This is a genomic window from Streptomyces sp. yr375, from assembly GCF_900110755.1.
In the GTDB taxonomy this organism is placed as follows: domain Bacteria; phylum Actinomycetota; class Actinomycetes; order Streptomycetales; family Streptomycetaceae; genus Streptomyces.
Window position 1 is genome coordinate 1 of the sequence record NZ_FOFF01000084.1, and the last position, 13,935, is coordinate 13,935.

Sequence of the window (13,935 nt, forward strand, 5' to 3'; positions counted from 1 at the left end):
AACCCAGACCACGCCGGAACTCCGCCAACCCATCCAAAAACGCATTCGCCGCCGCGTAATTCCCCTGACCCGACGCACCCACACCACCCGACACCGAAGAGAAAAGAACAAACGCCTCCAAATCCAGATCACGCGTCAACTCATGCAAATTCCACGCACCCATTGCCTTAGCCCGCCACACACCACCCAACCGCTCACCAGAAAGCCCCTCCAGAACACCGTCATCCAACACACCCGCCGCATGCACCACCGCAGTCAACGGACAATCCGAAGAAATACCGTCAATCACCGCCCGCAAACCCTCACGGTCCGCCACATCACACGCCACCACCGACACCGCCACACCCAGCTCAGCGACCAGCTCCGCCGCACCCGGCGCATCCACACCCCGACGCCCCACCAACACCAACCGCTCAGCCCCACGCCCCACCAACCACCGCGCCACATGACCACCCAAACCACCCAAACCACCCGTCACCAACACCGTCCCCGACGGCACCCAGCCATCACCAGAAGACCCACGCTCAACAGGCACCCTCACCAAACGACGTACCAACACACCCGAACCACGCACCGCAACCTGATCCTCGGACCCTTGGCCCACAACCCCAACCAACCGCCCAGCCGCCCGCACATCAAAAAACACAGGCACATCCACCACACCACCCCACCGCTCAGGCAACTCCAACCCAGCCACCCGACCCAAACCCCACACCCCACACTGACCCGGCGACACCACCCGATCCGAACCACCCACCGACACAGCCCCACGCGTCACACACCACAACCGCGCACCCACACCAACATCACCCAGACCCTGAATCAGGGTGAGGGTCGACCGGAGCACGGCGTCGTCGGCAGAGGCCTCCGCAGTGGCGTCGAGGGCCAACAGTGAGAGGACTCCCGTGAGTTCGGGGGTGTCGGCAAGGGCGTTGCGGAGCAGTTCGGCGACCGCGTCGCGGGTCGCCTGGGCGGGGATGGTGAGGCGGACGGGGACGTGACCGGCTGCGGCCAGGGCGTGAGCCAGGGTCGTCGCGGGGGCGTCGGTTTCGCCGGTGGCGGACTCCACCAACAGCCAGCGCCGGGGCGGCTGGGTACCGTCCGCGCTGCTCGACGACGACTCGGACGGCAGCGGCTGCCACGCCTCGCGGTAGCACCAACTTCCGCTGACCGCCTCGTCCTTGTTGCGGCTGTGCCAGGCGGAGAGTGCGGGGAGGAGTGCGTCGAGGGTGTCGGGCGAATCCAACTGGAGCTGCTGGGCGAGGTAGTCGACGTCGGCACGTTCCACGGCTTGCCAGAAGCCGGTTTCCTCGGTGGCAGGCTGGGCGGAGTAGTCGGCCAGCAGGTCGTGCAGGGAGCCGGACTCCAGCCAGTAGTGCTGGTGCTGGAAGGGGTAGGTGGGCAGGTCGACGAGACGGAGATCACCGCTGCCGTTCCCGTTCCCGTTCTCGCTGCCGGTCAGGTACGCCGACCAGCCGACGGCAGGGCCGTGGACGTGGAGGGTGGCCAGCGCCGTCAGCAGGGCCGCGTCCTCGGCACGGTCACGCCGCAGGGCGGGCACGAGGACGGCCTCGGCCTCACCCTCGGTTTCCGCTTCGGCCTCAGTGATCGTGCTCTGCGCCATGGCCGTCAGGACCCCGTCGGGGCCCAACTCCAGGTAACGGCGGACGCCTTCGCCATGAAGCGTACGGATGCCGTCGGCGAAACGGACCGCCTCACGGACATGCCGGACCCAGTATTCCGGCGAGCACAACTCCTCCGGCGTGGCCAGCTCGCCGGTCAGGTTCGACACGAGCGGGATGCGCGGAGTCTCGTACGACAGGCCCTCGGCCACGCGGCGGAACTCCGCCAGCATCGGATCCATCAACGGCGAGTGGAACGCGTGACTGACCGTCAACTGCTTGACACGCAGACCCTGTTCACGCCACCGCGACTCCAACTCGGCGACGGCTACGGCATCACCGGAGACCACGACCGACGACGGACCGTTCACTGCCGCGACCGTGACACGCTCGTCCAACTCGGGACGTACGTCCGCCTCGGCCGCCTCGACCGCCAGCATCGCGCCACCCACCGGCAGCGCACCCATCAACCGACCACGCGCCGCCACCAGCGTGCACGCGTCCTCCAGAGACCACACCCCCGCCACATACGCGGCAGCGACCTCGCCGATCGAGTGACCGGCCACGAAGTCCGGTCGTACGCCCCACGACTCCAGCAGCCGGAACAACGCCACCTCGACCGCGAACAACGCGGGCTGGGTGAACTGCGTACGGCCGATCAACTCCCCGTCCTCGAAAAGCACTTCACGCAACGGACGGTCCAACAACCCGTCGAAGCCCGCGCACACCGCGTCCAGCGCAGCCGCGAACACCGGGAAGGCGGCGTAAAGACCACGCCCCATGCCCGCGCGCTGTGCGCCCTGGCCGGTGAACAGCCAGGCCGTTCGGCCGGCCGGGCTCGCTGTGGCGGCGGAGACGTTCGGGGTCTGTCGGTCGGAGGCGACTGCGGCCAGGCCGTCGAGGAGTTCGGCGCGGTCGGTGCCGATCACGACGGCGCGGTGCTCCAGCAGTGCGCGGCTGGTGGCCAGGGAGTACGCCACGTCGTGGACGCGCCACCCGGGCTCGGTCAGCAGGCGGTCCCGCAGGCGGCCGGCCAGTGCCCGCAACGCCTTCGTGCTGCGGGCGGACAGCGAGAAGGGCACCAGGTCGGGGGCCTCAGCCGGTGAGTCCTCCAGCGAACCCTGCGGCGGCTTCGCCGCCGGCTCGCCCTGCTCGATGATCACGTGCGCGTTCGTGCCGCTCACGCCGAAGGAGGACACGCCCGCCCGGCGCGGACGGCCCGTCTCGGGCCACTCGGTGGTGGCGGTCAGCAGTTCGACGGCACCCGCCGTCCAGTCGACGTGCGGGGTCGGCTCGTCCACGTGCAGGGTCTGCGGAAGCACACCGTGCCGCATCGCGAGGACCATCTTGATGACACCGGCCACACCGGCCGCCGACTGCGTGTGCCCGATGTTGGACTTCACCGAGCCCAGCAGCAGCGAACGGTCGCCCTCGCGCTGCTTGCCGTAGGTGGCCAGCAGGGCCTGCGCCTCGATCGGGTCGCCGAGAGCCGTGCCCGTGCCGTGTGCCTCGACGGCGTCGACGTCGGAGGGGGTGAGGCGGGCGTTGGCCAGCGCCTGGCGGATGACCCGCTGTTGGGCGGGGCCGTTGGGTGCGGTCAGGCCGTTCGAGGCCCCGTCCTGGTTGACGGCCGAACCGCGCACCACCGCCAGCACCGTACGGCCGTTGCGTCGGGCCTGCGACAACGGCTCGACCACCAGCATGCCCACGCCCTCGGACCAGCCGGTGCCGTCGGCCGCGGCCGCGAACGCCTTGCAGCGCCCGTCGGTGGACAGGCCGCGCTGCCGCGAGAACTCCGTGAAGATGCTCGGCGTCGCCATCAGCGTCACACCGCCGACCAACGCCACCTCGCACTCGCCGGACCGCAGTGCCTGACCCGCCAGATGCAGTGCGACCAGCGACGACGAGCAGGCGGTGTCCACCGTGACAGCGGGGCCCTCGAAGCCGAACGTGTACGCCAGCCGGCCCGACACCACACTCGGGGTGTTACCGGTCAGCAGGTGCCCCTCGACGCCCTCCGGCATCCGCAGCAGGCCCGTGCCGTACCCGGAGGCGGCGGCGCCGATGAACACACCGGCGCGCGAACCACGCACCGTCGCCGGGTCCATGCCCGCGCGCTCCAGCGCCTCCCAGGCGGCTTCCAGCAGGAGCCGCTGCTGCGGGTCCATCGCCAGCGCCTCACGCGGCGAGATCCCGAAGAACCCGGCGTCGAAGCCCGCCGCCTCGGCGACGAAGCCGCCCCGGCTGACGTACGACGTACCGGCTCGCTCACCGTCCGCGTCGAACAACGCCTCCAGGTCCCAGCCGCGGTCGGCGGGGAAGTCGCCGATGGCGTCGCCGCCGTCCAGCACCAGGTTCCACAGTGCCTCGGGCGACGCGATCCCGCCGGGGAACCGGCAGGCCATGCCCACGATCGCCAACGGCTCGTCCGCCGCCGCGCCGCCGGCCGTGCCGGTGGTGGCGGCAGCCGGGACGACCGCCGCCTGCGGGACGGTTCCCGCGAGTTCGGCCAGGACGAAGTCCGCGAGCGACTGCGGGGTCGGGAAGTCGAAGACGAGGGTCGCCGGCAGCCGCAGGCCCGTCGCCGTATTGAGGTGGTTACGCAGTTCGACGGCGGTGAGGGAGTCGAAGCCGAGGTCCTTGAAGGCCCGGCTCGGATCCACGTCGGCGGCACCGCCGTGGCCCAGCACGGCCGCCGCGTGCGCCCGCACCAGTTCCACCACGACCCGTCGGGCCTCGGCCTGTTCCAGACCCGCCAGCCGCGCCACGAGCGACTGCTCGGCGGACGCCGACACATCGCGCGCCCTGCGCAAGGAGGCCCGGACCAGCCCGCTCATGACGGGCGGCAGCGCGCCCACCGAGGCATTGGCACGCAGCGTGGCCGTCTCCAGGTGCACCGCGACCGGCCGCGCCTCGACGCCGGTCCAGGCGGCGTCGAACAGCGCCATGCCCTCGTCCGCCCCCAGCGGCACGAGGCCGCCACCGGCCATACGGCGTACGTCCGCCTCGGTGAGGTCACGCGTCATACCGCTGACCTGCGACCAGGGACCCCAGGCCACGGAGGTCGCGGGCAGACCGCTGGTGCGACGGTACGCGGCCAGCGCGTCCAACGAGGCGTTCGCGGCAGCGTAGTTGGCCTGACCGGAGGCACCGAGAGTGCCGGCGATGGAGGAAAACAGGACGAAGGCCGCCAGGTCTTGGCCGGCCGTGAGTTCGTGGAGGTGGCGAGCCGCGTCGGCCTTCGGGCCCCAGACGGTCGCCAGACGGTCGGGGGTGAGGGCGCCGACGAGACCGTCGTCCAGGACACCGGCGGTGTGGATGACCGCCGTCAGGCGCTCGGACTCCAACAGGGCCGCCACAGCGTCCCGGTCGGCCACATCGCAGGCCACGATCCGTACGGCAGCGCCCAGTTCGGTCAGCTCGGCGCGCAACTCCGCCGCACCGCGGGCCTCCGAGCCACGCCTGGAAACCAACAACAGGTTCCGGGCGCCCTGTTCAACCACCAGATGCCGGGCCACGTGTGCGCCCAGACCACCCGTGCCACCGGTCACCAGCACCGTACGGTCCGGGTCCAGCGCCGACGGGACCGTGAGGACGACCTTGCCTACGTGCTTCGCCTGGCTGATGAAACGGAACGCGTCGCGGGCCTGGCGTACGTCCCACGCCCGTACCGGCAGCAGCTCCACCACACCCGTGCCGAACAGCTCCAGCAGCTCGGCCAGCAACTCCGCGATCCGGTCCGGACCCGCCTCGGAGAGGTCGAACGCCCGGTAGGACACGGCCAGTTCGGCAGCGTCACGGACATCGGTCTTGCCCATCTCCAGGAACCGGCCACCCTCGGCCAGCACCGACAGCGACGCATCGACGAACTCACCCGCGAGAGCGTTCAGCACGACGTCGATGCCACTGAACTTCTCCGCGAAGGACGTGTCACGGGAAGACGCGATGTGATCGTCATCCAGACCGAGACCCCGCAGCACCTCCCACTTGCCCGGGCTCGCCGTCGCGAACACCTCGGCACCCAAGTGCTGTGCGAGCTGGATCGCCGCCATGCCGACGCCACCGGCACCGGCATGCACCAACACCCGGTCACCGGACTGGACTTGAGCCAGGTCCTGCCACGCGTACCACGCCGTCAGGAAGACGATCGGCACCGATGCCGCCTCGGCGAACGACCAGCCGTCCGGGACGCGGCCGAGCAGCCGCTCGTCCGTCACCGTGACGTTGGCCATGCCACCGCCAGGTGCCATACCGAACACCCGGTCCCCCACCGTGAGGTCGGCCGTCTCCGGGCCGACCTCCAGTACGACACCCGCCGCCTCGCCGCCCAACGGGCCGGCGGGGCCGGGGTACATGCCCAACGCACTCAGGACATCACGGAAGTTCACGCCACCGGCACGCACCGCGACTCGCACCTCACCCGCTGCGAGGGGCTTGGTCGCCTCCTCGAACGGGACCAACTCCAGTGCGTCCAACGTCCCGCGCGCCGCGCTGTCCAACCGCCACGCGTCCGCGTCCGACGGCACCGTCAGGACCTCGTCGGCCCCGAGCCGCACCAAGCGGGCGACGCTTACCGCGCCCTGGCGGACGGCCACTTGGCCCTCGGGCCACGCACCGCCCCCGGTGAGCGCGGCCCAGGACTCGGGCGTGCCGTCGACGTCCGCCAGCACGAAGCGGCCCGGGTTCTCCGCCTGGGCCGACCGGACGAGGCCCCACACCGCAGCCGCGCCCAGATCCGTCACCGTATCGCCGGGAGCAGCCGCGACCGCGCCCTGCGTGACCACCACCAGTTGGGCGTCCGCCAGCCGCTCGTCGGCCAGCCACTCCTGCATCACGTCGAGGACGCGCTCGACCACGTCCTCGACCAGGTCCTTGTCAGCCGCTTCCCCGCCGAGCGCGGGCAGCAGCACGGCCAGGGAGGCGGCGGCGTCGGCCGGTACCTCGCTCAGCCGTTCGTACGCCGCGACCTCGGCCCCTGCCGCACGCAGTCCTGCGAAGGCGGCGGAGGGCTCGCCGCCCAGCACCGCCCATCGAACGGACGCCGTTACGGAAGCCGTTTCGGCCACCGATGCCGGCGCGGCCATCCATCCCAGGCGCAGCAGGCCGTCGTCGGAGGCTGCGGTCACGGGCGGCCGCAACTGCCCTGCGGACACGGGCCGTACGACGAGGGAGTCGGCGGTGGCCACCACCGCGCCAGTGGTGTCGGCGACCAGGACCGAGACGGCGTCGGTGCCCGCCGGAGCGAGCCGCACCCGCAGGGCGGTCGCGCCCTTGGCGTGCAGCGAGACGGCCGACCAGGCGAAGGGCAGTCGCCCCCCGGGGGCTGTGTCGGCGGCTTCGGGGGTGAGGAAGCGGCCCAGGGTGATGGCGTGCAGTCCGGCGTCCAGGAGCGCGGGGTGCAGGCCGTACCGGGTGGCGTCCTCGTGTGCCGTTTCCGGCAGGGCGACCTCGGCGAAGACCTGGTCGCCGAGCCGCCAGGCGGCCCGCAGGCCCCGGAAGACGGGACCGTAGGAGAAGCCGCCGGTCGCGGCCCAGGTGTCGTAGAAGTCGGTGAGCGGCACGGGCTCCGCGCCGGTCGGCGGCCAGACGGTCAGGTTCTCGGCGGCGGCAGCGGGGGCGGCCACGGGTGCCAGGGTGCCTTGGGCGTGCCGGGTCCACGGCGCGTCCGATCCGCCGTCGGGGCGGGTGTCGTCCTGGTGTCGCGAGTGCACGCTGAGGGGCCGTCGGCCGGTCTCGTCGGGCGCTCCGACCCACAGTTGCAGGTGCACGGTGGCGTTGTCGGGCAGGACCAGCGGGGCTTCGAGGGTCAGTTCGTCGACCTGGCCGCAGCCGACCTGGTCGCCGGCGCGAATGGCCAGTTCCAGGAACGCGGTGCCGGGCAGGAGGATGCTGCCCAGGATGTCGTGGTCGGCGAGCCAGGGGTGGCTGCGCACCGACAGGCTGCCGGTGAGCAGCACGCCGTCGGCATCCGCGATCTGCACGGCCGCGTCGAGAAGCGGGTGGTCGACCGTGCTCAGGCCGATGCCGTCGAGGTCGCCGAGCATGGCCGACGGCTCCAGCCAGTAGCGCTGCTCCTGGAAGGCGTACGTCGGCAGGTCCACCTGCCGCGCCCCGCTCCCGGCCAGCAACGCACGCCAGTCCACCGCGCCGCCGCGCACATGCACCCCGGCGAGCGCCGCCCCGGCCGACAGTTTCTCGGCCCGGTCCCGGCGCAGTGTGGGCAGGCAGGCGACAGGCTCGTCATCCAGCTCGGCCAGGGTCTGCTGGGCCATCGCGGACAGTACGCCGTCGGGGCCGAGCTCCACGAACGTACGGACGCTTTCGCCGTGCAGCGTACGGATGCCGTCGGCGAAGCGGACGGCCTCACGGACATGCCGGACCCAGTACTCGGGCGAGCACAGGTCCTCCGGCGTGGCCAGCTCACCGGTCAGGTTCGACACGAGCGGGATGCGCGGGGCGTCGTACGTCAGGCTCTCGGCCACGCGGCGGAACTCCGCGAGCATCGGGTCCATCAGCGGGGAGTGAAAGGCGTGACTGACCGTCAACTGCTTGACTCGGCGGCCCTGTTCGCGCCAGCGTGACTTCAGCTTCTCGACGACTGCGGCCTCTCCGGAGACCACGACCGACGACGGACCGTTCACCGCCGCGACCGCGACTCGCTCGTCCAGCTCCGGCAGTACGTCCGTCTCGGACGCCTCCACCGCGAGCATGGCTCCGCCCTCGGGCAGCGCGCCCATCAACCGGCCGCGCGCCGCGACCAGCGTGCACGCGTCGTCGAGGGACCAGACGCCGGCCACGTACGCCGCCGCCACCTCGCCGATGGAGTGACCGGCCAGGTAGTCCGGCCGTACACCCCACGACTCCAGCAGCCGGAACAGCGCCACCTCGATCGCGAACAGCGCGGGCTGGGTGAACTCCGTACGGTCGATCAGCCCGGTCGCATCGTCGAAGAGGACGTCCCGCAACGGCCGTTCCAGGTTCAGCAACCCGTCGAAGCGGGTGCAGACCTCGTCCAGCGCCTTCGCGAACACGGGATGAGCGGCGTACAACTCGCGGCCCGCGCCCACTCGTTGGCTGCCCTGGCCCGAGAACAGGAAGGCGAGTCGTCGGCCTTCTCCCGCCACGTTGCCTCGCACCGCGTTCGCGGTGTCGCGGCCCGCTGCGAACTCCGCGAGTGCGGCCAGCAGTTGGGGGCCGTTCTCGCCGAGCAGGACCGTCCGCCGGTCGAAGGACGAGCGGCCTTCCGTCAATGACAGGGCGATGTCCGCCGGGCGGATCCCGGTGTTGTGGGCGGCGAGCAGATGGGTGTGGAGCGCGGCGGCCTGCGCGGCGAGGCCCTGATCGGTGCGGGCGGATATCGGCCAGGCGATCAGCGGGAGTTCGCCGTCGGGCTCGTCGGCCGGGGCGTCGATCTGGGTCGGGGTCGGGGCCGGGGCCTGCTCGATGATGGTGTGGGCGTTCGTGCCGCTGACGCCGAAGGACGAGATGCCCGCCCGCCAGGGGCGTTCCACTTCCGGCAACGGCGTTGATTCGGTGGCCAGTCGGAGGCGGCCGCTGGTCCAGTCGATGTGCGGTGACGGGGCGTCGACGTGCAGGGTCTGCGGTACGACGCCGTGGCGCAGAGCCATGACCATCTTGATGATGCCCGCCACGCCCGCCGCCGCCTGCGTGTGGCCGATGTTGGACTTGACCGAGCCGAGCAGCAACGGCCGTTCCTCGGGTCGCCCTTGACCGTAGGTGGCCAGCAGGGCCTGTGCTTCGATGGGGTCGCCGAGTGTCGTGCCGGTGCCGTGGGCCTCGACCACGTCGACCTCGTCGGGGGTGAGGCCTGCGGCGGCCAGGGCCTGGAGGATGACCCGGCGCTGGGAGGGGCCGTTGGGGGCGGTCAGGCCGTTGGACGCGCCGTCCTGGTTGACGGCGGAACCACGGACCACCGCCAGGATCCGGTGGCCGTTGCGCTGCGCGTCGGACAGCCGCTCCACGAGCAGCATGCCGACCCCCTCGCCCCAGCCCGTACCGTCCGCTCCCGCCGCGAACGCCTTGCAGCGGCCGTCCGCCGCCAGACCGCGCTGCCGGCTGAACTCCACGAACGGCCCCGGGGTGGCCATGACGGTGACGCCGCCCGCGAGCGCCATCGTGCACTCGCCGCGCCGCAGCGCCTGCACCGCAAGGTGCAGCGCGACCAGGGCGGAGGAGCAGGCCGTGTCGACGGTGACCGCCGGACCCTCCAGGCCGAGGACGTACGACAGCCGCCCGGACATGACGCTGGCGGCGATGCCGGTGCCGCCGTAGCCCTCGACGTCGCTGGGCGCGCCCATCAGCAGCGCGCCGTAGCTCTGGCCGTTGGAGCCGACGAAGACGCCCGTGCGCGAGCCGCGCAGGCCGACCGGGTCGATGCCCGCGCGCTCGACGGCCTCCCAGCCGGTCTTCAGCAGGAGCCGCTGCTGCGGGTCCATCGCCAGCGCCTCGCGCGGCGAGATCCCGAAGAACTCCGGGTCGAAGTCGCCGGCCCCGTCCAGGAACCCGCCCTCGCGGACGTAGCAGGTACCGGGGTGGTCCGGGTCCGGGTTGTAGAGCCGCTCCGGGTCCCAGCCCCGGTCGTCGGGGAAGCCGCCCAGTGCGTCGGTGCCGGAGGCCACGAGGTCCCAGAGCTGTTCCGGTGAACCGACCCCGCCCGGGAACCGGCAGGCCATGCCGACGATCGCCACCGGCTCCTGCCCGCTCTCCTCCAGCTCGCGCAGCCGCCGGCGGGTCTGGTGGAGGTCGGCGCTGACCCGCTTGAGATAGTCAAGCAGCTTCTGCTCGTCGGTCATGGAAGCGGGCCCCTCTGGGATCTTCGTCATCGGCGTGGTGTGCGTGGGGGGGAGGCTGGTCGAGCTGTCGGGCTGTCGGGCTGTCGGGCTGTGTCAGGGGGTGCCGGGTTGGTCGTCGAGGCCCAACTGGCCCTCGATGAAGGCGAAGACCTCGGCGGCGTCGGCGTCCTGGAGCCGTTCGACGACGTCCGCCGAGCTGTTGTCGTGGCCGCTGTCCGCCCGGCGTGCGCCGCTGCCGCCGCTGCCGGAGAGGCGGCCGAGGACTGCGCCGAGGCGGACCGCGACCAGGGAGCGCGTCTCGTCCTGCTCGGGCGGCAGCGCCTCAAGTGCGCTTTCGAGGCGGTCGAGTTCGGCCAGCAGGGTGTCGAGGCCGCCGACGGTGTCGGTGGACAGTTCCTGGCTGAGATACGCGGCGAGGGCGCTGGGGTTGGGGTGGTCGAAGACGAGGGTGGTGGGCAGTTCGAGGCCGGTCGCCGCGCCGAGTTGGTTGCGCAGTTCGACGGCGGTCAGGGAGTCGAAGCCGAGGTCCTTGAAGGCGCGGGCGGAGGGCACGCCGTCCGCCGAACCGTGGCCGAGGACCAGGGCGGCCTGACCGCGGACCAGGGTGAGCAGGGCCTCGTCGCGTTCGCGTGGCGACAGCGCGGCGAACGCGGCGCGTTCGGCCAACGGCGTCGGGGCGGCCGCCGCCGCGGCGGCGGTCTGTTCCAGGGGCCGCCGGGCCTCGGGGAGCCGGTCGAAGAGGCGGCTGCGGCGGGTGGCGGTGAAGCCGGGGGCGAAGCGCTGCCATTCGATGTCGGCGACCACGAGCAGCGGTTCCTCGTCGGTGAGGGCGCTGTGCAGGGCCAGGGACGCCGAGCGTGGGTCCATCGGCGGCAGACCGATGCGCCGGGTGCGTTCCTGTACGAGGCCGTTGTCGACCGCCATGCCGCTGTCGGCCCAGGGGCCCCAGGCGAGCGCCGTGCCGGGCAGTCCGAGCGCGCGGCGGTGCCGGGCGAGGGCGTTCAAGTAGGCGTTGGCAGCGGCGTAGTTGGCCTGTCCCGCCCCGGCGAAGGTACCGGCGACCGACGAGAACAGCACGAACGAGGTGAGCCGGTGATCGAGGGTCAGTTCGTGCAGGTTGGCGGCGGCGGTCGCCTTGGAGCGCAGCACCGTGTCGAGCCGGGCGGGGGTCAGGTGGTCGGCGACGCCGTCGTCGAGGACCCCGGCGGTGTGGATGACGGACGTCAGCGGGTACTCGTCGGGGATCTCGGCGAGCAGCCGGGCCAGCGCCTGACGGTCTATCACATCGCACTGCGCCACGGTCACCGCGCAGCCCCGGCCGACGAGTTCGGCCAGCAGTTCCGACGCGCCCGGGGCGGCGGTGCCGCTTCGGCTGACCAGCAGCAGGTGCTCGGCACCGTTACGGGCCAGCCAGCGGGCGGTGTGTCCGCCGAGGGCGCCGGTGCCGCCGGTGATCAGGTACGTACCCGGCCGGACGGCGGGCTCCTCGCGACCGGGGACCGCCTCGACACGGTGGGCCCGTTCCAGCCGACGGACGTGAACACCGTTGTCGCGGATGGCGAGTTGGTCCTCGCCGTCCGGGTGGGCGAGCAGTCGACAGAGCTGGTCGGCGACGGTGGTCATGGCGGCGGTCACGACGCCGGTGTCGGCCGTGGTGTCGGTGAGCGTGGGCGGCAGGTCGATCAGGCCGCCCCAGAGCTGCGGCGACTCCAGCGCTACGGCCGTGCCCAGGCCCCACACCTGAGCCTGCGCGGTGTTGGTGAGCCGGTCGGCGGCGGTCACGGCGACCGCGTCGCGGGTGACGCACCACAGGGGTGCGGTGGGCCCCTCGCGCAGGACGTGCAGCAGGGCGAGGGTGGCCGCCAGCCCGGAGGGCACGGCCGCATGGCACGGGTGCGGCGCGTCGGCCAGCGCCAGCAGCGACAGCACACCGGCGAACCGTGGCGCGGCGGTGCCACCGCCACTGCCGCTGCCGTGTCCCGCTCCTGATACGACTCCTGCGAGCCCTGCGTGTTCTACGAGTCCTGCGTGTTCTGCCTCGCGCGCTGCCCCGCCGACCGCGTGCAGCCGCTCGGCGATCACTCCGCCGCTGTGGCGTTCGCGCTCGGTCAGCGGCAGCTCGGCCAGGGTCGCCCCGGCCCGCCGAAGGGCGGCCCGGCAGGCGATGACGAGCGGGTCGTCGATCAGCTCGGCGGGCAGAACCACCAGCCAGGTGCCGGTCAGCCGACGCGCAGCGGGCCGGTCGATCGGACGCCAGGTGATGCGGTAACGCCAACTGTCGGTCACGGCCCGACACGCCTGACGCCTACGCCAGCGGGACAGTGCGGGCAGCAGTTCGGTCATGCCGCCGGCCCCCGCCGCCGCCTCTTCCGCGCCGTCGAGTCCGTCGAGTCCGTCGAACCCTTCGAGCCCGATGGTCTCCGTAAAGGCCTTGAGGTCCTCGCGTTCGACGGCCTCCCAGAACCTCCGGTCGATCTCGCTGCCCGACCCGTCCGCCGTGTGCGTCGTGTGCGGTACGACGGTGGACACCTCGGGCCAGTAACGGCTGCGCTGGAACGGGTACGTCGGCAGCTCGACCCGGCGGACACCCGAGCCCGCGTAGTACGCCGACCAGTCCACCACCACACCGCGCACGTGCAGGGACGCAAGCGCGGACGCCACGCTGATGCCCTCGGCCCGGTCCCGGCGCAACACTGGCACGCACGCCTGACCCGCGTCCAGGGACTGCGCAGCCGCCGCCGACAACACGCCGTCCGGGCCCACCTCCAGCAGGGTGGCCACACCCCGGTCCCGCAGCGTCACGATCCCGTCGGCGAAACGGACGGCCTCACGGACATGCCGGACCCAGTACTCCGGTGAGCACAGTTCGTCAGCCGTGGCCATCTCACCGGTCAGGTTCGAGACGACCGGGATACGCGGAGCCTCGTACGACAGGCCTTCCGCCACGCGGCGGAACTCCGCCAGCATCGGGTCCATCAACGGCGAGTGGAACGCATGACTGACCGTCAACTGCTTGACCCGGCGTCCCTGTTCACGCCAGCGCAACTCCAACTCCGCGACTGCTTCCGCATCACCGGAGACCACGACCGACGAGGGTCCGTTAACCGCCGCGACGGCAACACGCTCGTCCAGCTCCAGCAGTACGTCCGCCTCGGTCGCCTGCACCGCCAACATCGCACCGCCCGAGGGCAGTTCGCCCATCAGACGACCACGCGCCGCGACCAGCGTGCACGCGTCGTCCAGAGACCAGACACCGGCCACGTACGCGGCGGCGATCTCACCGATGGAATGACCGGCCACGAAGTCGGGCGTCACACCCCACGACTCCAGCAGCCGGAACAACGCCACCTCGACCGCGAACAACGCAGGCTGGGTGAACTCCGTCCGGTCGATCACCTTCTCCGCATCCTCAAAAAGCACTTCACGCAACGGACGTTCCAACAGCCCGTCGAAGCGCACACACACCTCGTCCAACGCATCCGCGAACACGGGATGCGCCT

At 71.8% G+C, this 13,935-nt stretch carries 2 protein-coding genes; both read right to left on the minus strand.

Annotated features, from left to right (window positions below; genetic code table 11):
- A partial coding sequence (locus BMZ82_RS38270; protein ID WP_093782006.1) for a type I polyketide synthase occupies window positions 1-10,435 on the minus strand: 10,435 nt, incomplete at its 3' end.
- A gap of 93 nt (window positions 10,436-10,528) precedes the next feature.
- Window positions 10,529-13,935: SDR family NAD(P)-dependent oxidoreductase (locus BMZ82_RS38275; RefSeq protein WP_143098998.1), on the minus strand; the 3,407-nt coding region annotated here is incomplete at its 5' end.